The organism is Shimia sp. MIT910701 (assembly GCF_047126315.1).
GTDB lineage: Bacteria > Pseudomonadota > Alphaproteobacteria > Rhodobacterales > Rhodobacteraceae > Shimia.
The window spans coordinates 4,057,595-4,079,658 of the sequence record NZ_CP138953.1; the positions used below are offsets into that span (position 1 = coordinate 4,057,595).

General features: G+C 57.5%; 19 protein-coding genes. 9 read left to right on the top strand and 10 right to left on the bottom strand.

Going from position 1 to position 22,064, the window contains the following annotated elements; genetic code table 11:
- Window positions 1-41: 41 nt before the first annotated feature.
- A complete protein-coding gene (locus tag SIB38_RS19780) occupies window positions 42-1,235 on the bottom strand; it encodes a carbohydrate porin (protein WP_412550900.1) in 1,194 nt (397 codons plus the stop codon).
- 61 nt (window positions 1,236-1,296) lie between these two features.
- Window positions 1,297-2,682, bottom strand: a complete 1,386-nt coding sequence (locus SIB38_RS19785) for an amidohydrolase family protein (protein ID WP_294118677.1) — start codon at window positions 2,680-2,682, stop codon at window positions 1,297-1,299.
- A gap of 157 nt (window positions 2,683-2,839) precedes the next feature.
- Here SIB38_RS19785 and SIB38_RS19790 point away from each other — a divergent pair, with 157 nt between their 5' ends.
- The 7 genes from SIB38_RS19790 to SIB38_RS19820 all read left to right on the top strand — a co-directional run bounded on the left by SIB38_RS19790 (window position 2,840) and on the right by SIB38_RS19820 (window position 9,448).
- A complete protein-coding gene (locus tag SIB38_RS19790) occupies window positions 2,840-3,835 on the top strand; it encodes a helix-turn-helix domain-containing protein (RefSeq protein ID WP_412550901.1) in 996 nt (331 codons plus the stop codon).
- 154 nt (window positions 3,836-3,989) lie between these two features.
- Complete coding sequence (locus tag SIB38_RS19795; RefSeq protein WP_412550902.1) at window positions 3,990-5,303, top strand: enoyl-acyl carrier protein reductase FabMG; 1,314 nt, start codon at window positions 3,990-3,992, stop codon at window positions 5,301-5,303.
- A gap of 224 nt (window positions 5,304-5,527) precedes the next feature.
- Window positions 5,528-6,001: a J domain-containing protein gene (locus SIB38_RS19800; protein WP_412550903.1), complete on the top strand. Its 474-nt coding sequence runs from the start codon at window positions 5,528-5,530 to the stop codon at window positions 5,999-6,001.
- Between the two features lie 123 nt (window positions 6,002-6,124).
- The gene (locus tag SIB38_RS19805) at window positions 6,125-6,796 is read left to right on the top strand and encodes an FCD domain-containing protein (RefSeq protein ID WP_294118672.1); all 672 of its coding nucleotides are present in this window, start codon (window positions 6,125-6,127) and stop codon (window positions 6,794-6,796) included.
- Between the two features lie 22 nt (window positions 6,797-6,818).
- A complete protein-coding gene (locus tag SIB38_RS19810; protein WP_294118671.1) occupies window positions 6,819-7,832 on the top strand; it encodes an ABC transporter substrate-binding protein in 1,014 nt (337 codons plus the stop codon).
- 58 nt (window positions 7,833-7,890) lie between these two features.
- The gene (locus SIB38_RS19815; RefSeq protein WP_294118669.1) at window positions 7,891-8,658 is read left to right on the top strand and encodes an ABC transporter ATP-binding protein; all 768 of its coding nucleotides are present in this window, start codon (window positions 7,891-7,893) and stop codon (window positions 8,656-8,658) included.
- A complete protein-coding gene (locus SIB38_RS19820; RefSeq protein ID WP_294118667.1) occupies window positions 8,651-9,448 on the top strand; it encodes an ABC transporter permease in 798 nt (265 codons plus the stop codon). Before SIB38_RS19815 ends, SIB38_RS19820 begins: the two co-directional genes overlap by 8 nt.
- A 276-nt stretch (window positions 9,449-9,724) precedes the next feature.
- On the opposite strand, the gene SIB38_RS19825 is transcribed toward SIB38_RS19820, so the two are convergent.
- From SIB38_RS19825 to SIB38_RS19845, 5 genes are all read right to left on the bottom strand, one after another.
- Window positions 9,725-11,800, bottom strand: a complete 2,076-nt coding sequence (locus SIB38_RS19825; protein WP_412550904.1) for an ATP-binding protein — start codon at window positions 11,798-11,800, stop codon at window positions 9,725-9,727.
- A complete protein-coding gene (locus tag SIB38_RS19830; RefSeq protein ID WP_412550905.1) occupies window positions 11,733-12,152 on the bottom strand; it encodes a CHASE4 domain-containing protein in 420 nt (139 codons plus the stop codon). The genes SIB38_RS19825 and SIB38_RS19830 overlap by 68 nt, the downstream gene beginning before the upstream one ends.
- 575 nt (window positions 12,153-12,727) lie before the next feature.
- Window positions 12,728-14,905: a xanthine dehydrogenase family protein molybdopterin-binding subunit gene (locus SIB38_RS19835; protein WP_294118664.1), complete on the bottom strand. Its 2,178-nt coding sequence runs from the start codon at window positions 14,903-14,905 to the stop codon at window positions 12,728-12,730.
- A 5-nt stretch (window positions 14,906-14,910) separates the two neighbouring features.
- Window positions 14,911-15,375 (bottom strand): (2Fe-2S)-binding protein, encoded by a 465-nt coding sequence (locus tag SIB38_RS19840; RefSeq protein ID WP_294118662.1) that lies wholly within the window; start codon window positions 15,373-15,375, stop codon window positions 14,911-14,913.
- A 187-nt stretch (window positions 15,376-15,562) separates the two neighbouring features.
- Window positions 15,563-16,384 (bottom strand): SDR family oxidoreductase, encoded by an 822-nt coding sequence (locus SIB38_RS19845; RefSeq protein WP_412550906.1) that lies wholly within the window; start codon window positions 16,382-16,384, stop codon window positions 15,563-15,565.
- Between the two features lie 159 nt (window positions 16,385-16,543).
- Here SIB38_RS19845 and SIB38_RS19850 point away from each other — a divergent pair, with 159 nt between their 5' ends.
- Entirely contained in the window at window positions 16,544-17,443 is a 900-nt protein-coding gene (locus SIB38_RS19850; RefSeq protein ID WP_294118659.1) for an AraC family transcriptional regulator, read from the top strand.
- A gap of 49 nt (window positions 17,444-17,492) precedes the next feature.
- Here the strand turns inward: SIB38_RS19850 and SIB38_RS19855 are convergent, their stop codons facing one another.
- Together SIB38_RS19855 and SIB38_RS19860 are read right to left on the bottom strand one after the other, a co-directional pair.
- Complete coding sequence (locus tag SIB38_RS19855; RefSeq protein WP_412550907.1) at window positions 17,493-18,134, bottom strand: alpha/beta family hydrolase; 642 nt, start codon at window positions 18,132-18,134, stop codon at window positions 17,493-17,495.
- A 65-nt stretch (window positions 18,135-18,199) separates the two neighbouring features.
- Window positions 18,200-18,511, bottom strand: coding sequence for an ETC complex I subunit (locus tag SIB38_RS19860; protein ID WP_294118657.1), 312 nt, complete (start codon window positions 18,509-18,511; stop codon window positions 18,200-18,202).
- A gap of 535 nt (window positions 18,512-19,046) precedes the next feature.
- Here SIB38_RS19860 and uvrB point away from each other — a divergent pair.
- Window positions 19,047-21,233 carry an excinuclease ABC subunit UvrB gene (gene uvrB / locus SIB38_RS19865; protein WP_294118656.1) on the top strand — a complete coding sequence of 729 codons (2,187 nt, stop codon included), beginning with the start codon at window positions 19,047-19,049 and terminating at the stop codon, window positions 21,231-21,233.
- 298 nt (window positions 21,234-21,531) lie between these two features.
- Here uvrB and SIB38_RS19870 read toward each other — a convergent pair whose 3' ends face one another.
- Complete coding sequence (locus tag SIB38_RS19870; protein ID WP_412550908.1) at window positions 21,532-21,960, bottom strand: hypothetical protein; 429 nt, start codon at window positions 21,958-21,960, stop codon at window positions 21,532-21,534.
- Window positions 21,961-22,064: the final 104 nt, after the last annotated feature.

The window sequence follows — 22,064 nt, forward strand, 5'->3', positions numbered from 1 at the left end:
CGCGCGCTAACAGTGCCGACTCGCAATCACGCCGACTGGCTTTAGAAGACCAATCGCGTGCGCAGCCCCAGCACGGTCACAGTACCCAACCCGGGATTGTCCAGGGGATTGTCGATCACCTGGATCGACGGCGTTATCTGGAAACCGGACGACAGCGAGAAACGGTAAAACAGCTCCGCCGTAAACTGCGCCTGGGTGGAGGTCGCACTCTCCGCCCAGTTCAACCCAACGCCAGCCGCATCGGTGTTACGTCCGTAATACGCCAGGCCAGTAGACAGAGAACGCTTATACAGCCCCGTGCCTTGATCCGCGACACCGGCACGCAAGAATGGCAACCACGTATTGTTGACAAACCAAGCTGCCGAGAAACTTGCACCATAGTCCTCCGCCCTGTTTTTGCTGGCATCTGCATCAATGTGCCAAAGGGTCAGATGCACATTGTCAAAATAGATCCGGTCCCGCGCGCTGGTGACACCCAGCTCTAGGCTCTTGAACAGCTTGCCGTGGTCAAACACATCAAACCCCGGATCAGACGGGGCCGCGTTGGCATCAGCGACACTGCCCACCGCATAGACGGTATCGCCAAGCCACACGCCGCCCGCCAAGCCCAAACCGGGGTTTGGCGCGTTGATTGTGGGATTGGTGTTAAACGACAGGTTCTGAAATGCCGAATAGGGGCTCACCGCGCCGTAGATATCCAAAAAATCGGTCACATCGATCTGGCCAGCCTGGAAACTCCAGCCACCTTTCGGCGCGCGCTGTGTCCAGAACAAGTTGGTCAGCAGGGTGCCATTGTCGTTAAACGCGGTGCCCGGCATAAACGTTGCTTTTGCAGCAAATCCAAGGTTCTGGGGCGCCACATCGGTATAGGCGTGCCGATGCTCCAGCTTGAACGTCAGGCTGCCATTCTCGGTCGCCGCCCAATTGCCATAAAACCGGAACATACCTCCAGCAGCGTGGTCTTCCGTCGCGTTCAGATCACTCCACTGGCTCAGCGCGAGATAGTCGAAGTTGAACTTGAAGCCATTCTCCGCAAGCCCGTCTTTCCAGGCAAACCAACCGGGCGCGACATTGCGCGGAAAATCAGAGCGCAGCTGCGGATCGGTCAAACCGTCCCCTGGCTCCAACTCCGCCGCAACCGAAGACGGGCCAGACAATCCGCGCTCTTGCGCCGACAAGGCGCCTGCCGTCAAGAACGCCATTGCAGTGATCAAACAGACCGGCTTGAAGGTCACGCCCCTACTCCATCAGAAAGAAAGAAGCGCCCACCATGTCGCAGCGGGCGCTAAATCGCAATTAGTCCAGTGTGTTCTTATAGATCACGCCGTCTTTCATGATCACACGCAGAGTTTCGGGGCTTGCTGGACGCGGGTCCGCGCCAAACCATTTATCCCCAGTGCCAACCACAGAGAAATCTTCCAGCGGGTTGCCATCGATCAACAGAATATCCGCATAGGCGCCTTCTTCGATCACACCCAGCTTGCCTGCGGTGTAAGGATTGGTGAAATCCCCGGACAGGCCCACCAACTCGCCGCCAACCGAGGTCAATGTCACCATGGACGCATAGGGCCCAAAGAAGTCGTTGTTCAGCTTTTTCTCGTAGGCAATCTGAATGTTACAAGCCGCGACCGAGCCCACACAATCCGTCTGGAACGCGCGTTTGACCGGACATTCCTGCATATTAGGAATGTAATTGGCGAACGTCGCAGAGGCTGACTTTGCTTTTGCCAAACTGCTAGGGACACTGGCGACTGCAGGAATGCTGAGCAGCCCCGGATCAAATGCCGTAAGATTGGTGGTGATAAAGGCACCTTTGGCATTCATCACTTCGGCAATCTCGCAGTCAAACGAAAAACCGTGTTCGATCGACATCACGCCCGCTTCCAATGCCCCCAAAATCGCCTCCTTGCGGTAGGAGTGCGCCATAACATAGCTGCCGTACTCTTCGGCGACCTGCACCGCTGCTTTGATTTCTTCGGGCGACCCCGCCAGCAACTGCCAAGGATCAAAGGCCGACACCACGCCACCGGATTGCATATACTTGAGCTGTGTTGCGCCCATGCGGAAGTTGTTGCGGCCGAACTTCTGCACATCCGCGACATTGTCAGCCTCTTGCGCCATGTTCAGACGACCAAAATTGGTGGACGCGCCGGGTGGCGAAGTGAAGTTGGCAAAGTCCGCGTGTCCGCCACGCGTGCCGATGAAGGCCGCCGAAGGGTAATAGCGCGGTCCAATAATTTGACCACTGTCAATCGCACGCCGCAGGCCGCCGTTGCCGCCACCGGCATCCCGCACTGTGGTGAACCCCTGCATCAGGTACATCTCTGCCATCCGCGTGCCGTGAATGGCAAAATCTTCCCAGGTGACATTGGCCTCCATCGCTGGAATGCTTGGCCCCATCAGCATCAAATGCGCGTGCGCCTCAACAAATCCCGGTGTCAGCGTCCGCCCACCACCATCAATCACCGTGGCATCCGGCGCATCGATCGCCTCCGTGCTCACGGCCTTGATCAGGTTGCCTTCCACCAGCACCGAGGCGTTTTCAATCCGCGCCTCATTCACACCGTCAAACACATGCACATTGGTAAAAAGTGTTTGTGGTGCAGCCTCTTGCGCGGACAAAGACGAGGCAAACAAACCGACAACAGCGGACACAAACCCTGAGACAATTCGACTAGACATAATGGCGCCCCTATAGAATTCTCCACAATACTACCTGAGCGTGTTGCGCCGTTCCGGCCAGTTTCGATCAATTTTCCCGTCACACTGAGAAAAACTGGCCGACAAACACGCAAAAACTGGCCTAAAAGTAACTGAATAACAAAACGGATCGCGCCCCATGCCCACCAAACATGACGGCTTTGTCAAAGCCCAGCTTCTGCGTCCCTTTGTCGAGCTTGCTAGGGCGCGCGGCGCCAATGTCGAAGCCGCGCTAAAATCCTTTGGTCTTGTTACCCAAGATTTGCGCGACCCTGAGAAAGCTGTACATGCCGAAATCATCTACGGCCTCACAAACAGCCTCGCGGAAAAAGCCAAAGACCCGCACCTCGGCTACCACGTTGCCGATAATTTCGACATGAAAGCCTGGCTGCCGACCCAAGACGCTTTTGAAAATGCTCGCACCATTGGCGAGTACTATACGCGGTTCCTGCTAAGTGTCCCACAGCAAGCCAGTTCCGTCCGCCACACCCTGAAGGTGGACGCGCTTCAAGCCACATACACCGTGGACCGCACGGTTCAAACCCACCAAGCCCCTGTGCAAGTTGAAGGTTTTGGCATGGGCCTGCACATCCGCACGCTGCAATACCTGGCGAAATCCCACTGGTCGCCCAAACAGGTTACATTGGCGACAGCCTTTCCGGAAGCTTTGCCAGAAGCCCCCACCGGGGTTACCGTAAAACACGCCGCAGTTTCCGGGCTGGCCCTGTCTTTCCCCAGCGCCTGGCTCACCCTGCCAGTGCGTCCACAAGACATGCGATCCAACGATGCGCCAGCGTCGCGGGACACCGACCTCTCAATTGTCAGAGCTCTGCGCACAGCAGCGCGCCCTACTTTGGCGGATCGCTCACAGACCGTTGCAGACCACGCACAGGCACTTGGCATCTCACCAACCCGCCTCACGTCTTCCCTGAAACTGCAGGACACCACTCTTGCGCGCGAACTCAAACGTCTGCGCGTTGACGTGGCCAAAGAGATGTTTGCCGACCCCAAACACAGCGTGGCCGGCGTGGCACAGGCCCTTGGCTATACCGATCAATCTCACTTTGAACGGTTCTTCCGCTCCCAAACCGGCCTCTCACCTCGCGAATACCGCCGGACGCTTTTGCCAGAATGACGCAAATTGCGGCTCTTCGCCCACATCCGGTTGCAATTGGCGATCAAATCGTTTCTGGATTTGACCCTGACGCGCCACTCAGGCAATTAGACAGAAATCATTTTCCGCTGCGGGCGATTTGGCCCTGCACGACCACAGAAGACAGAAAGACACAATGGAACAGTCTATCCCTCTGACACACCTGCCCGACAACACGCTTTATGGCGAAGGTGACGTGTTTGTCCTCTTTGGCGAACTCTTTGGCCGCGGCTACGCCACCGGTCTGATCGACTCCGCCAAAGCGGCCGGAATGACTATTGTCGGCATCACCGTTGGCCGCCGCGAAGACGATGGCACTCTGCGCGCGCTGACCGACGAAGAACTGGCCCAGGCTGAAGACAACCTCGGCGGCAAAATCATCAACATCCCGCTGATGGCCGGCTTTGACATGGACGCACCGGAAGGGGGCGAAACGCCAACTGACATGCTCAAAGAGATGACCCTGGACAACTGGCAAGAGTTCAAACTCGACTGGGACAAGGTTGACGCTTGCCGCGAGATCGGCACCGCCCGTTTCACCGGCGCGCTGAAAGAAGTTATGGGCGCGCTTGCTGTACACATTCCTGCGGGCAAAAACGTGCACTTCGCCCACACCATGGCGGGCGGCATTCCGCGCGCGAAGGCTTTCTTGGCGATTGCCAACCGTATCTACAAAGGCCGCGGCGCAAGGCACATGTCGTCTCAAGCCCTGCTGGACGCCGACCTTGGTAAGCTGATCCTGCAAAACTTTGACGAAGTGACCGCCAACAGCTTTGGCCACCTGCTGGAGCACAGCGCTGAACTGCGCGGCAAGATCGAGGCCGACGGCGGTCAGGTTCGCTACTCCGCATATGGCTACCATGGCACCCGCGTTCTGATCGGTGGCGAGTACCGCTGGCAGACCTACACCAGCTACACCCAGGGCTACGCCAAAATGCGCCTAGAGCAGTTCGCCCAAACGGCATGGGACAACGGCGTAAAGGCCACCGTCTACAACTGCCCGGAAATCCGCACCAACTCTTCGGATGTGTTTGCGGGCATCGAACTGTCCCTGCTGCCTTTGCTGGAAGCGCTGCGCCATGAAGGCGGTGGTGCCTGGGTCGACGCGCTCTGGGCGGAATGCCAAGCCCTGCTGAAAGACGACGTGTCTTTGGAAAGCGTGCTAAAGACCGTGCAAGACTACCAACAAAGCGATGCCATGCAGCCGTTCTATAACTTCACTGCTTGGCCCATGGCCAACTCCGCCGATCAGGTCGACATGACTGTGGGCACCTCGCAAGACATCGTGGCGCTGCACAGCAACCGCAAAGTGCTCGTGAGTGACGTGCTCAGCCAGCATGTTGTGAACGCCACCGGCGCGCTGATCTTTGGCTCTTCCGGCGCACCGGATGGCCCGGTTCTGTGGCTCGATCACGATATGGTTGCCCAGCACCTGATCAAAGCGAACTGATCTCCCCCCACTGATTTCCGAAAAGCCCCGACGCGCTGCGTCGGGGCTTTTTGTTTTGGGACAACACCTTAGAAAGCGCCCACGCCTCACGACCAGATCAAGGTTAACTTTTAGAAGTGTTAACCAACGGTTACCGCCCCCGCTTCCAGACATATCTCGGAAAAGGTAGGTCAAATTATTACCAAATGATTAACGACCGCACGCAGGGACACGAGGGACAGGCCATGAACAACGACATCGCACAGGCCTATGAACTGTTGGGTGTGACCCCTGATGTGTCTGACAAGGAGATGCGGTCTGCCTGGCGCAAACTGGTGCGCAGCTACCATCCGGATTTGGCCCGCACCGATCCAGAGGAAGCCTCGCGCCGCATGGGCGAAATCAACGCGGCCTATGACGCCGTTGCCCATCACCGCCTGCAAAAAGACAAAAAGCCTAGCGCAAAAGCACGCCGACAAAGCCCTCGCGCACCCCGTCGCCCCCCCCGCGCCAAAACGGACACACACCGCTCACAGCGTTCTGAAAACACGCAGCGCGAAACCAAGCAGGACCAAACTCGCGAGACCCTGCCCAAACGCCGCACCTACCGCAGCCCACAGGAACAACGCTTGGTCGACGCCGCCTGTGCCGTGTTTGAAGACACCCGGCGCCACCTCAACGCAGCCGCCCGTCCCCATGCGTTCTCTGCCTTTCGGTAACTCAACGCAAATGTCTGCCGACGCAGCTAAAAGCCTTTCGGCATTGCCGAATTTACAAACCACTTGACTCGAAGCGTTCAGTGTTTTCAAAAATGTCCAACATTTTGAGTTTTGGACAACACAATGATCCTTCGGCGCGACACCAAAGAAGACGACACCGTCATCGCGATGCTGGCAGCTGCGTTGCGCCGCGACATCTCCTTTGGCGCTTTGTTGCCGGATCAAAAGCTGAAACTGCAAAACCTGCGGGCGCGTTATGGCGGGTCCAACCACTCGATGCGCGAGACGCTGCGGCTGCTCACGGCGGAGGGTTTGGTGGAGGCCACCTCGCAACGTGGCTTCCGCGTGGCCTCTGCCACCGAGGACGATGTGCGCGACATTCTGATGGTGCGCACCGAGATCGAGAAACTGGCTTTGGGACTGGCATTAGAACACGGAGATGTGGCCTGGGAAGGCCGTGTGATCGCCGCACATCACGCGCTGCGCAAAGCCGAAACAACGCTTACCGAGACCACAGATGACTTAACCGCCATGGAGTGGGACGAAGCCTGCCGCGCGTTTTCCTACGCCCTGATTGACGCCTGCGGCAGCCCGCGCCTGATCGATCTGCAACGCAAGCTTTACAACCAAAGCCGACGCTTCCGGCTGGCGCTGTTGCGCGAGGGTCGGCTCGACTTTGACGATCGCTGTGTTCGACAACAGACACTTGTGGATGCGGTTCTGACCCGCGACTGCAAGACTGCTCTTGCGGCTTTAGAAGACGACATCAAATCGGAATTACATCCGGACATTTAGCACAGATCATTGGGAGGATAACGTGATCAAACTTTCGCGCCGTAAGGCAATGGCCCTGATGGGCGGCACCGTGGCAGCCAGCGGCCTCGCCGCGCCAGCTCTGGCCATGAACAAGAAAATCAAAGTGGGCGCGCTGCGCTTCACATCCCACTCCGGCAACTTCGTGGCCTTTGAGCGCGGCTATTTTGCCGAGGCCGGTCTGGACGTGGAGTTCGAATTCTTCCAGGCGGCCCAGCCTATGGCCGTGGCGATTGCCAGCGGAGACATCGACTACGCCGTAACCGCGATTTCCGGCGGCCTCATCAGCCTCGCAGACAAAGGCGCGATCAAGGTTATTGGCGGTGCGCTGCAAGAAGAAGCAGGCATTGACGGTCAGAAATACCTGATCTCCGACGCGTCTTATCAGGCTGGCATCCAGAGCCTGAAAGATCTGAATGGCAAGAAATACGCCATCACCCAGGCTGGTTCATCCTTCCACTACATGGGCGCCAAGATGGCCGCAGCCGAAGGCATCGAGCTGAGCTACACGCCGCTGCAAAAAGTCGGGGCGATCATTGGCGCAATGAAGTCCGGCCAGGTTGATGGCTGGTCCATTGTGCCCCATATCGCCAAGCCACTGGCCAAAGCCGGCGCATGGCACATCGTGGGCAATGTGGCGGACTATATTCCAGACTATCAGGTCACAACGGTTTTCACCTCCGCCAACAACGCCGCCAATGAGCGTGGCCAGACCGAGAGTTTCCTGGCCGGATTCTCCAAAGGTGTGGATGACTATGCGGCGGCGATGATTGACGGCACCGCCGATCAGGACGAAATGGTCGATCTGATCCATAAGTATGTCTACACAGACCGCGAACGCGCCAAGGCCGCAGGCTCTATCATCAATGGCACCATGCGTATCAGCTCCGGTGCGGCATTGAACCTGGGCTCCGTTCAGGATCAGCTGAGCTGGTTCCAATCCGAAGGCCTGGTGGGCAAAGACATCACGCTCGACACCCTTGTGGACAGCTCCTACGTAAAAACCATCGGCGGCTAAAACCGCTCTCTGGAGGGGCGGTCCAAACTGCCCCGCCGCAGACTATTTGAGGCAGACAATGGACATCAGGCTTGAGGGCATTGGCCATTCCTACGATGATTTTGAGGTGATGCGCGACATCACCCTCGACATCCCCAACCAACAGATCATCTGTATCGTTGGCCCGTCGGGATGCGGAAAATCGACGTTGTTGCGGTTCATTGGTGGATTAGAACGCCCGCAGCGCGGCCAGGTGCTGCAAGTTGGCGATGCGCCCAAAGACTGTCTCAACCCGCTGACCTATATTTTTCAGGATTTTGCTCTGCTGCCGTGGCGCACCGTCAAGGGCAACATCTCGCTTGTGCTGGAGGATCATGGCATTCGCAGCGCAGCGGCGCGGGAGATCATTGACGATGTGCTCGCCCGTACCAGGCTGACAGATTTTGCCAAAGCTCTGCCAAAACAACTGTCCGGCGGCATGAAACAACGTGTTGCCATTGCCCGCGCCTTGGCTGTGAAGCCTGCGGTGATGTTGATGGATGAGCCTTTGTCTGCGCTGGACAGCCAGACACGCGAGCTTTTGATGGATGATCTGGTGAACCTCTGGTCGCGCCAGCCGTTCACGGCGGTCTATGTCACTCACAACCTGGCCGAAGCCGTGCGTTTGGGACACAAAGTGGTTGTCCTGTCACGCCGCCCGGGACAAATCCGGGAGATCGTCGAGATCGACAAGCCACTGTCCGAGCGCGCCTTTGGCGATGCGGATTTGGACGCTTATCAAAAACGGCTGTGGAACCTGATGCGTGACGAAGCCCGCGCGGCAGATGAGGAGCTTCTGCATGTCTGATACCTCCAAACGCACAGTTGCGTTCCGCGGCGGCGGATTTGCTCCCAAACCCCAAGCCTGGATTGGCGTGATGGTATTTGTAGTCCTCATCCTGGTGGCGGAATGGGGCACCCGCGCAGGCTGGATCTCCGCACTGACACTGCCAAAACCGTCCGACGTTCTGGAAACCTTCCGCCAACTCTACTCCAGTGGCTTGCTGTTTCAGCACCTTGGCCCATCTTTGGCCCGTCTCGCAGTGGGTGCCACCCTGGGGGTTAGCATTGGCATCTCGGTTGGCGTCTTGATCGGGCTGTTTTCCTACATCCGCTCCGGCCTTGTGCCAGTGATCGCGGCCATTTTTCCGATCCCGAAAATCGCGTTGCTGCCATTGTTTGTCATTTGGTTTGGCATTGGCGAAGGCTCCAAATACGCGCTCATCGCTTTTGGCACCTTCACCCCAACCGTCGTGGCCACCTATGGCGCAGTGGACAACGTGGACCGCACGCTGATCCGCATGGGACAGAGCTTTGGCCTGTCGTGGTGGTCGATTGTGCGCAAGATCATTTTGCCCGGCGCTTTGCCCGGTATTCTGTCAGGCCTGCGCATCAGCCTGTCGATTGCGATTATCCTGCTGGTCGCCGCCGAAATGCTCGGCGCGCAATATGGCATCGGCGCCTATATCCTGGAAGCCGGCTCGCTATATGATCTGGAGCGTCTGTTTGCCGGGGTAGTGATCCTGTCGTTGCTCGGCGTTGTGGTCAGCGCGGTCATCAGCTTCATCGAACGGCGCATGTTGGGATGGCGATCTTAAAGTCTTGTCATGCGTGAATTTGCCGGAAGGTCTGTGTGCCCTATCTTCCGGTTTCATAGCGCATGCATAGATTGCCCCCGCACGGCAGCTTTCGCAAAATCGGTTACCCTTGAGCCCTACCGTGAAGTGAGAGAATTTCCCGTATGTTTTTGCCCAGCCCCGCAGGTATTTTCCGCCGCTATTAGAAACACTTCGGCGTCCACAAACTCTAAAAAGCTCTTGCTCTTGCAGCACTCACACTGACATGGGCCACACTCCAAAACAGCTTCTGCGCTTTTATACCCCCATCCTCTCGACCTGAAGCGCTGCCAAGGTCTGGAGCAGACTATTCTTGTCGATGGGCTTAGAAAGAAAATGATCCATTCCGGCAGACAGACACGCCTTGCGGTCGCTTTCAAACGCATTGGCCGTCAGGGCGACAATCGTCGGCTGCCCAATTCCCAAGGCGCGGATCTCCCGCGTCGCAGACACCCCATCCAGTTCCGGCATGGACATATCCATCAGCACAATGTCGGGCTGCACGTCCCGACACAAATCCACTGCCTTACGGCCGTCTTCCGCTTCGACAAGCTCCAGGGGTTGGTCGCTCAGGTATTTGCGGATCAACAGGCGATTCACCTTATTGTCCTCCGCCAACAGAACCACACAGGGTGAAAGTTGTGTTGTCGCGCGGGAATGCTCTTTGGTCACCAGAGACAGACTTGGCTCCTGCGCAGGCGCCAAGGGCAGCTGCACAGTGAAACAACAGCCATTACCCAATTCAGACCGCAACGTGATATCGCCCCCCATACGCTCCGCCAAAGCCTTGGAAATGGTGAGCCCCAGTCCGGTCCCACCATAGGCACGCGTCGTGGCTGTGTCGGCTTGAGAAAAGCGATCAAAAACATGGCTGGCATGTTCCTCGGAAATGCCAATCCCGGTGTCCTCCACCGCAATACTGAGAAGGTACGGATCCCCATCAGCAGCCGAGGCACGCACCGTCACAGCCCCTTCGGACGTGAACTTCACGGCATTTCCAACCAGGTTCACCAAAATTTGGCGCAGTCGCCCATCGTCCCCATGCGCCCAGCGCGGCAAGTCCTCGGCATAGGTCACCGTCAGCGAAATCCCCTTTTCTTTCGCTTTGGGACGCAGCAAGTCCACCGACGCCTCAACGCAACTGCGCGGATCAAAATCAGCGCCTGCGATCTCGACCGCGCCCGTCTCAAGCCGTGACAGATCCAGAATGTCATTGATGATTTTTAACAAGGCATTGGACGAGCTGCGGACAACGTCTACATAGGCTTGCTCTTCTGCCCCCAATTCGCTTTCCGCCAGGAGGTCTGCCATTCCCATGATCCCGTTCATCGGGGTCCGGATTTCATGACTCATGTTGGCAAGAAACTCAGACTTCGCACGATCCGCCTGCTCCGCTGCGCGCTTCGCGTCAGCCAACTCACGCGCATGCGCCTTAGTATGGGTAATGTCACGCTCAACACCGACAATAAACTCAACTGCGCCTGTATCATCCAGAACCGGCACCACATTGACCTCCACCCAAAACGGCGCGCCAGATTTGGTGTAGCTCAGGACTTCCGTGTAATATTCTTCGCCACGCTTGATATGATCCCGGATCTTCGCGACGGTGCCAAAGTCTGTGTCCGGCCCGTTCAAAAGCTCACCAGGTGTCGCTCCAATCGCCTCATCCGCGCGGTAGCCTGTCATCCGTGAGAAACCGTCATTCACCCAAAGAATTTCGCTCTTGGCATTGCTCAGAATGATGCTGTCAGAGGCGTGTTTGGCGACCAATGACAACCGGTAAAGCTCCTCCTGATTGCTTTGGAGGTCCTCATGCGCCTGCTCCAGAGCACGCTTTCCGTGCTCCAATTCGCGCTGCTTGTCTTCCACAAGCCGCTCCCGCCTTTTGAGCGCAACCCGGCCACGCGCGTTCTGGTGAAGCGAGTAGACCGCTATGGCAAAGATCACGCAGAAACACACGATCAAGAAGGGAGTCGACGCCACCAGGATTTCCATCGACTGGCTCATGGGTTGCCAAACAAGATACCCCGCGACCGTGTCTTCGTCACTGTATAACGGAACGCTGTTCTGATCGGTTGGTTCTGTGCGGATGAACTCCAAATCGGAGACGGGCAAATCCCGCAGCACGTGGCTCAAGTAGTCCGCGTCTATGCAATACACCGCGACAAGAATATGCGGCGCCTGTGCTGTCAGCGCGATTCCTCCGGGGTCTGGCACAATCGCAAAGGATGCCGCCAAGGCGACTTCCTCCCCAAACGTCACCACCTCAATATTGGACAGCGCGGGGAAATGGCCGGAGAAGCTCCCGGTTTCTGGCAGGCTCTGGGCGGCCACAAAAAAAATTGTCTCGGATGTCGGCGAAGGTCCGCTTTTTGCTCATCAACCTTTGGACATCGGCAGCGCTCCAGCTTTCCTCCTGTGGAATGTTCTCAAAAACAATCTCTCCGTTGGGCGCCATCAGGAACGTGCCATTATAGTTGGAATCCCGCGCCAACTCCTCGCCAAACCGGGTCTCAACCCAGGCCTGTGAAAACGACTGGTCAATATTCTGATATGCCGCATTGGACGCTGCATAGCGTTCAATTTCGGAAAGGCGCTGCTGCTTGTGGGCGTTGAACGTGTTTTGCACGGTGACCGCTTCCCGCTTCAGCGCTTCAGTTTCCGCCTCCCAAAGCCGACCAAACACAGAGCCAAACGCGGTGACAAGCACCAGAAAGCACGCTAGAACCACCAACCCAATCGAAGAGCGAAAGGGCGTGGTTATCGTAGCCAAAATTCCCAATTTCTGCCCTCTAGACACATTGCTTTTTCAAGTCGTGCGGACTTCTCTCCTACAATTCAATTGTTCCTGACTGGTTAATTGCGCACCACTTTAACGGGGCCATCTCCGATCAAGTCACACGCCTAAAGATAAAGACCACACCTACAAGACCCATCTCCGGATCCTGCCCACCGACATTGTTCCTTCATAGCGCAATGGAACAGACACGGGTGTCCTGTTTTGGGATATTTGCACATGACTGTGCACTGGCGCTTCACAACGGTTTCCCTATCGACATCAGCCGTCGACGGTTCACCGCGCGTTGGCACGGTCATGTACGGGGATTCCAACTGAACACCAGTAAGGCGGGAAAGCGTCAAACAGCTTCGGGGTTCGCCACTTTTTCGCAAACTCTGGCGTTGCGAAGTGCCGTCCCTGAGTTGCCCAAAATTCGGGGTGACGGCGCACCGCAACCATCGTGATCGCGATGCGCCGATAGCCTAGACGAAAGACACGCCGTTTTCGCTCATTGGCAGCTCGGCCACCTGAACATCCAGCTGTGCAATGGCATTTGCCAACGCGGGCGCCGATGGCGGTGTCCCTGGCTCACCAATGCCTGTGGGCGCTTCGGCAGAGGCCACAATATGCGTCTCAATCGCCTTGATGTCGGAAATCCGCAGCGGTTCGTAATCCGGGAAATTGGATTGCTCCACCGCCCCGCCGTCCAGCGTGATCTGGTCCCGCATCGCGTGCCCAATGCCGTAGCCAATGGCGCCTTCGGTCTGCGCCCGGATCACATCCGGGTTCACCGCAATGCCGCAATCAACCGCTGCCGTGACCTTCTCAATCTGGATGCCATCCGCAGGCGTGCCTGACACTTCGACCACCTCCGCCACAAAAGACCCAAAGGACTTGTGCACCGCGATGCCCTGCACGTTGCCTGCCGCCGGATTGCCCCAGTTGCCTTTCTCGGCGGCGAGCTTCAAAACGCCCGCCTTGCGCTGCGCGTCTTTGTCACCACCTTCCAGATAAGCCAACCGGAATTCCACCGGATCGCGCCCTGCCGCCTTGGCGGCCATATCCATCATGACTTCCATCACATAGGCGGTGTGCGTGTGCCCCACTGAGCGCCACCACAAAACAGACGTGGCCTTCTCGGTGTCGGTCAAACCAACCGCCATGTTCGGAATGACATAAGGGCTGTCAGCCAGACCTTCGACCGTGGAATGGTCCACGCCATCCTTGACCGAAAACGCCTCAAACGCCGTGCCTTTCATGATCGACTGACCTGCCACCTGATGTTCCCAGGCGGCAATCTTACCGTCAGCATCTAGACCTACGCGCACCTTGTGCCCCGTCGCTGGCCGATAGTATCCGCCTCGAATGTCGTCTTCACGATCCCAAACCAGTTTCACCGGACGAGACCGGTCGGTCATCACAAAGGCCAAGCCCGCTTCCACCTGATAATCCGCATCCGGCGTTGCCCGACGCCCAAAAGACCCACCTGTCAGCATGGTTTTGATGTGGATCTTTTCCGCTGGCAGACCAAAGATTTGCTGATACGCCATATGTGGCCCGGTCGGCATCTGCGCCCCGTCATGCAGGACAATGTCGCCCTCTGCTGTCTGCTCGATCGTACAGTTCATCGGCTCCATTGGCGCATGGGCCAGCAGCGGGAAATAGAAAGCTTTCTCCACCACCTGAGCCGCCCCATCCACTGCCGAGCTGATGGCAGGTGTATCCGCCTTGTTCACATTGTAGACCGGCGCGGCCTCCAAGGCGGCCATGATTTCATCGCGGATTTCCTGCGAAGAGCGCGTCTCGGCTGCAGACATATCCCAGTCCACCTCGATCGCCGCGCGCGCTTGCATCGCCGCCCAAGTGTTTTCCGCGTAGACCGCCACACCATGTTTGGTCGGCAGCGGCATCGCCATGATGAAGCCTTTTACATCCTTGGCCGCGCTGTCATCAAACCCGGCAACCACGCCGCCCCGTTGAGGTGTGCGCTTGATCATCACCACCATCTGATTGGGCAGGTGCACGTCCATGCCAAACTTGGCCTGGCCATTGACTTTGATCGGGCTGTCCAAACGCCGCGTCGCTTCGTTTCCGATGATCTTCCACTCGGTTTGGTCCCGCAAACGCGGTGTTTCAGATGGCGCAATCTCTGCCGCCGCGGCCACAAACTCACCTAGTGGGGCAGATTGACCACCTCCGGTGACCATGCCCTCTTGGATGTCCAAACCCGCGGCATCCACGCCCCAAGCTTGCGCCGCCGCCTTGATCAGCATCTCACGCGCATTTGCGCCTGCGGTGCGGTACTGCATCCAGGAGTTGGCCATGGCGGTCGAGCCACCAGTGCCCTGAAACGGTCCAAAGAACAGGTTGTTATAGACCTGAGGATCAGAGGGGGCGAACTCATAGCCAATCTGCGCCATGGTCACACCAAGCTCTTCGGCTATCAACGTCGACAGACCAGTGGCAGGCCCCTGCCCCTTCTCGAAATGTTTGATTATGGCAATCACATTGCCATCGCTGTCGATCTTCACAAACGGGTTGAGCATCGCATCCGAAGATCCAGCAGCGGCCGCGCCATCCGGCGTGGCCCCGACATACAACACAGCGGCGGCGGCAGCGGCAGATTTCAGAAATCCGCGACGGGAAATATTGGCAGTCATATCTCTCAAGCCTCCAGAATTTCAGACGCGCGCAGAACGCCCGCGCGGATACGTTGATAGGTGGCACAGCGGCAGGCATTACCGTACATATATTCGTCCACCTCTTCAGCGGTCGGGGTCGCATTTTCACGCAACAGACCAACCGCACTCATGATCTGCCCGGACTGGCAATAACCGCACTGCACCACATCCAGCTCGCGCCAGGCCTGCTGCACTGCCGCGCCCACCTTGTCCTCTTCCATCTTCTCGATGGTGGTGATCTCCGCCCCTTCGACGTCTTCAATATACGTCTGACAAGAGCGCACCGGCTCGCCGTCCATATGCACCGTGCAGGCGCCGCAGGACGCAACCCCGCACCCAAATTTTGTGCCGGTGAGCTTCAACTCATCCCGGATCACCCACAACAGCGGTGTGCCCGGTTCGGCCTCAACCGTATGGGTCTCCCCGTTCAACTTTAGTGAAATTGCCATGGCTATAGGTCTCCCTGTTCGCTACAAAAGCTGTTTTTGTCTCCCCTACTAAGCGGCATTGCTTCTAGGGTGAGGTCGGCCCGATCCAAAAATTGATGGTCTCGAGCCAAAGTTTTAGTTGCGATCCAATGGTATCAATTACGTTGGAAGGCCACTTTTGGACCAGCGGCCAGCCCACCCATTGGGCTCAAAGTCCAAGCTGCGCTTTCAACCCGCCAATGAAGGTCGCATCGTCAAGCGCTTTACGGTTGTTGAGCAACTCAACCGCATCTGCACCAGCCCGGTATCGCAACGTATCGGTCCCATCCGTCACGGCATCCCAAATCACCTCAGCCACCACATTAGGTTGCGAGGCATTGGCCGTCATTTCTTCACTACCCCACGTGCTGAACAACGCCTGCACAACCGGTTGATATTCGGCCATGCTCTCATCATTCACAAAGTCAAACGACCGGCCGCCAAAATCAGTAGCAATCATTCCTGGCTCGACAATTTTGACTTTGATGCCTGCCGCCTCGAGTTCAAAATGCAGAGCTTCGGAAATCCCTTCCACCGCAAATTTTGTGCCGTGATACAGTGCGCCAAGTGGAAATGTTATTTGCCCCCCAATTGAAGACACATTGACAATGGTGCCCGCCCCATTGCTCCGCATATGTGGCAACACCCCCTTGGTGGTCTCAATCAAACCAATCACATTGGTATCAAATTGACGCCGAACGCGCTCCATTGGAAACGCCTCCAAGGGCCCATAGGCGCCATAACCGGCATTGTTCAACAGCACATCCATTCTGCCAAATCGCGTCACGCCAGCAGCCACTGCCGCTTCGATGGATGTTGCGTCGGTCACATCCAGCCGCGTCACCAAAGTGTTATCAAGCGACGTCAACTCTTCTTCTTTTTCTGGTGCGCGCATGGTCGCAACCACATTCCACCCACGCGCCGCAAAAAGCTTCGCAGTTTCTTTGCCGATCCCGGAAGACGCTCCGGTAATGAGAATTGTCTGAGGCATGTTAGGACTCCTTGTTTGTCCTACCTCAACCTAACCCGCCGGTGCCCAACCGCCGTGCCTGATCCTCCAAATGATCTGCCCAATTCTCCAGACTGACATCTTTGTGAATGCCAGCCCGACACCAAACCACTATATTCTCAAGGCAAGGGAGGCCGCTGCATGATACCTAAAAATCTGATCGCTGACGTGTTTGATCTGGTCAAAAAAACCGGAACGGTGGGCACAGGATGCGCCACGGGTGTGGACGGTCTGTTCGCCTTTGCCCAAACCGAAACCACCGCATGCGCCGCCTCGTTTTACGAACCCATCATGTGTCTCGTGCTGCAGGGCGCCAAAGAAGCTCACTTAAACGGGCGCGTTGTCCGCTACAGCGCTGGGGACACGCTCATCGTTAGCCACGCTATCCCCGTTGACTCCGCGATCATGCAAGCCAGCCCCGATGCGCCTTATACAGCGCTGGCATTGCGTTTGGACCTCGCGATGGCGCGCAGCATGCAAGACGAATTGGCCGATTTCGAAAGCTCCGACAGCGCCCATTCCCTCAACGTAGCCGCCTCCGACGACGCCTTGATTGATGCCATACACCGCTTGTTCAACCTATCCAAAGATCCGGTCGAAGCCCGCACTCTCGCGCCCCTGGTGCTGCGTGAAATCCACTTCCGCCTGCTGCGTGCCCAACATGGCGGCATGCTGCGGCAATTGCTCAACCAAGACAGCCCCGCCAGCCGCATTGCCCAGGTCATCGCGACCATGCGGGCAAACTTCAAATCAAGCCTGCCGGTGGCTGACCTCGCCTCCGACTGCGGCATGAGCCTGTCTGCCTTCCACGAACACTTTCGCTCTGTAACAGCCACAACCCCATTGCAGTATCAAAAAGATCTCCGCCTTCTTGAGGCACGCCGACTGCTGGTGTCCGAAAACCTGTCAGTGGCATCCGCCGCTTATGAAGTGGGCTATGAAAGCCCAACCCAATTCAGCCGCGAGTTTTCCCGCAAATTTGGCAGTCCACCCAGCATGCAAAAGCCGGTCCAAACGCCAATCGCCGCAACCGCTTCCTGAAGGGGCACCACCAGGTCCTTGTGCGGTCAGCTGCAATCCGCCCTAATGCTCAGCAACGCGCCTTGATCCACGCGGCAGCCCCATCACAAACCTGTTCCAGCTGTTCTTCGTGGCTCAGACCGGTCACCCGCTTACGCGGTTTCAGATCATGGTCGCCATCTTGCACCCAAGCCATTTCAATTTGCTCTGATAACGCATAGCTCGCCACCTCCGCATCGGTTCCAAATGGATCGCGTGTGCCTTGGCAGATCAGTGACGGCGTTTGCAGCTCCGCCAGATGTGCGGTGCGTAGCTTTTCCGGCTTTCCTTGAGGATGAAATGGATAGCCAAGGCATAGGAGACCGCAAATATCACCAGCTTCAAACAACGCGTCAGCGACAAGGCTGGCAACCCGACCGCCCATAGACTTGCCGCCAATGAACAATGGACCGGCACAAGGCAGCGCCTGAACGACCGCACGGAACTCATCCTGCAACAGATCAACTTTCGGCGGCGACCGCTTGGGGCCGCCGCGGCGCCGCGCCGCCATATAGGCAAATTCAAACCGCGCCACCCGAACGCCCCGTCGCGCCAACCCGGTCGCAACCGTCGCCATGAAAGGCGCCTCCATGGTGGCACCCGCCCCATGCCCAAACAGAAACGTCGGCGCTAACGGGCCAGCCTCATCTATCAGAAATTCAATCTCAGCCATTGCCGCTCCAAAAACACAAAAGGCGCCCCACGGCGCCTTTCTTAATCAACTTTGTGTCCCGGCACTCAGTGGGTCCAGGCCCCGCGTCGGTTGGTGGCAAAGTTCTCGCCATAGCCGCCCTGACGAATGTTGGCCTTGCGCTTGTGTGGCTCCAAAACCTGCACTTCGATGTCGTTTTCCCGTGCGTAGGTCACAGCCGCTTCTTTGCTGTCAAACTTCAGGCGCACCTGGCTTTGCGTGTCCCCCGAGCCGGTCCAGCCCATCAGCGGATCAATATCCTTGGCTTCCGACGGACCATATTCCAACACCCACTGGTGGGTTTTGGCGGTTCCCGACGACATCGCCGTGCGGGCTGGCTGATAGATACGCGCAATCATGGGGCACTCCTTGGCTTGCCGCTTTATCTCGGATTCTCACCGTTCGGGCAAGAGGCCAAACACGGACAAACCGCCGCAAAAGCGCGGCAAATCACCAATCAAAGGGGGAGTAAGCTTGCAAGCAGCCCAGGTTCCGGACCAAGCCGCGGGGAGCGAGGGGTGTAGGTGCAGTTTGGACTGGCGACCTCAGCGGGCTGCTTGCTGAATTGACCATAGCGAGGATGCCAATCATTTGGCAAGTGCAACATATATTTAATTTCCCAAATAGCAGGAATTTTGTTCTAAAATTACCAAAGCACCCACAATTTCTTACCAAAAGCGGCGTACCGACACCTTACCAAGGGTAAGTTTGCCCGCAACACGCGTATTTTCTTGGACCAAGCAGTCAGAAATTTCTGCACTTGCGAAGTATTTCTTGGCGCGGCGCAGCATCCTCTCACCCAAATCCCCGGACCCCATCTGCGCTTTCGCCCTTGCATAAGAACAAAAAGAGACCAAAATCGCGCAAACGACTCTTTCAACACGGGACGCCACGATGAGTGATGCCAGTAACCTGCCACAGATGGTCGATCGTGAGGCCAAACGCCGTCCCAAGCTGGAAGGCGGCAAGCGCATCGTCATGCACACCGAGTTTGAACCCGCAGGCGACCAGCCCACCGCCATCGCCGAACTCTCCTCAGGCGTGACCGACGGCGAGCGCAATCAGGTGCTGCTGGGCGCTACCGGCACCGGCAAAACCTTCACCATGGCCAAGGTGATTGAGGAGACCCAACGCCCGGCCATCATTCTCGCCCCCAACAAGACCCTCGCGGCCCAGCTCTACGGCGAGATGAAAGGCTTCTTCCCGGAAAACGCCGTCGAATACTTCGTCAGCTTCTATGACTACTACCAACCAGAAGCATACGTCCCGCGCTCTGACACCTTCATTGAGAAGGAAAGCCAGATCAACGAACAGATCGACCGCATGCGCCACTCCGCCACTCGGGCTTTGCTGGAACGCGACGACGTGATCATTGTGGCGTCTGTGTCTTGCATCTACGGCATCGGCTCGGTGGAAACCTACTCTGCCATGACGCTCGACCTGAAAGCAGGTGGCGAATACGACCAGCGCCAGGTGATCGCCGATCTTGTCGCCCAACAATACCGCCGCAACGACGCCGCCTTCCAACGTGGGTCCTTCAGGGTGCGCGGCGACAGTCTGGAAATCTTCCCCGCCCACCTCGAAGACCGCGCGTGGAAGCTCTCCTTCTTTGGCGAGGAACTCGAAAGCATCACCGAGTTTGACCCGCTCACCGGTGAGAAGACCGACACCTTTGAGCACATCCGCGTTTACGCCAACAGCCACTATGTGACACCCAAGCCAACCCTGAACCAAGCCATCATCAACATCAAAAAGGAGCTGCGCACGCGGCTTGACCAACTGGTGGACGAAGGCAAGCTTCTCGAAGCCCAGCGCTTGGAGCAGCGCACCAACTTCGACATCGAAATGCTCGAAGCGCAAGGCTTCTGCAACGGCATCGAAAACTATTCGCGCTATCTCACCGGCCGCGCGCCGGGCGAGCCGCCCCCCACCCTGTTTGAATTCATCCCCGACAACGCCATTGTCTTTGCCGATGAAAGCCACGTCTCCGTGCCGCAAATCGGCGGCATGTATCGCGGCGACTACCGCCGCAAGTTCACGCTGGCCGAACACGGCTTCCGCCTGCCGTCGTGCATGGACAACCGCCCGCTGAAATTCGAGGAATGGGACGCCATGCGCCCCCAGTCGGTCTTTGTCTCCGCCACCCCGGCGGCGTGGGAGATCGAGCAATCCGGCGGCGTCTTTGCCGAACAGGTCATCCGTCCCACAGGCCTGCTTGATCCCGAGGTCGAAATCCGCCCGGTAGAGATGCAAGTCGACGACCTGCTGGATGAAATCCGCAAAGTCACAGCAGAGGGCTTCCGCACGCTGGTCACGACATTGACCAAACGCATGGCCGAGGACCTCACCGAATACCTGCACGAACAGGGCATCAAAATCCGCTACATGCACAGCGACATCGACACGCTGGAGCGCATCGAAATCCTGCGCGACCTGCGCCTTGGCGCCTTTGACGTGCTGGTCGGCATCAACCTCCTGCGCGAGGGTCTCGACATTCCGGAATGTGGTCTGGTCGCCATTCTGGACGCCGACAAAGAGGGCTTCCTGCGCTCCGAAACCTCGCTCGTACAAACCATCGGCCGTGCGGCACGAAACGCCGAAGGCCGCGTGATCATGTACGCCGACCGCATGACCGGCTCCATGGAGCGCGCCATTGGCGAAACCAACCGCCGCCGCGCCAAACAGATCGCCTACAACGAAGAACACGGCATCACACCCGCCACGGTCAAAAAGAACGTCGAGGACGTTTTGGCTGGGCTTTATCAAGGCGACACAGACCAATCCCGCGTCACCGCCAAAATCGACAACCCGCTTGCGGGGGGCAACTTGGAGGCTGTGCTCAACGGGCTGCGCGAAGACATGCGCAAAGCCGCCGAGAACCTCGAATTCGAAGAAGCCGCCCGCCTGCGCGACGAGGTCAAACGTCTGGAAGCGGTGGACCTGGCCGTCGCCGACGACCCCATGGCGCGGCAGTACGCGATTAAGGCCGCCGAGGAGAAAGCCACCAAGAGCAAAGGCCGGTCAACGGCTGGACGTGCTGGGCAACGTGGTGGGAACACCAGAAGCAAACGCAACCGCTAACCCCGCCCCGGACCTGATCCGGGGCCTCGTACCAAGCGTGAAACTGTAGGGCCAGCGCCGGACCGGGGGCTGGCGCAAACAACGCCCCAAGTTGGCACTTTATGTCCGCCACGTGTCTCCCGCCCTGTCTAGCGAGCTCGACGCTTGCAAATGCGCCGGCCCATGGGGCCGGTCCGGCGCTGGCCCGGCGGCGCAAAGCGCCTTGTTCCGGGCCAATTGGAAAAGAATTATGTGAAAGTGACACCGGCCATCTATTTGCCTAGGCAGCGAACAAGACACATCATCCTGACGTGGATGTCTATTTGTTGCCGCGCCAGAAAGAATGGTCTTCGAAAATCACATCAACAACGCCGGCGTTTTCTACCCAAAGAAACCGATAGGTATGCGCAAAAAGGAGCGAAAAGACTGGAGGGGTCTGATTTCGAACAGCCCAGTACCACTGGCAATCCAGCTCAACACAGGCAGGATGAGCACCTAAATGATCCCTTAGAGTTTTGGAGGGAGAAGAGTAAATTGACACGCCGTAATGCCAATCATTTTCTTTCTGCTTCGCAACCGTAAACCCCTGAGCTTGCAAGAAATTCCTAAGTTCCTCTCCGTCGGCGCCGGTGTACCCATTTGTTACACTGAGCACCGCACGAGACGGAAAAACTTGCGCCTCTGCGACCGTACCAAAAGTAGCGATGACCACGACGCAAGCAGAAACCAATTTGATCGCAATATTCATACTGCACTTATCTCTCGTAACGCTCAGAAAGGGAACGGAGGATTTCCCAACTTCAATCCAAACTATTTCCGCGAATTTCGCCCCGTTATGAAACGCCGCGCCCG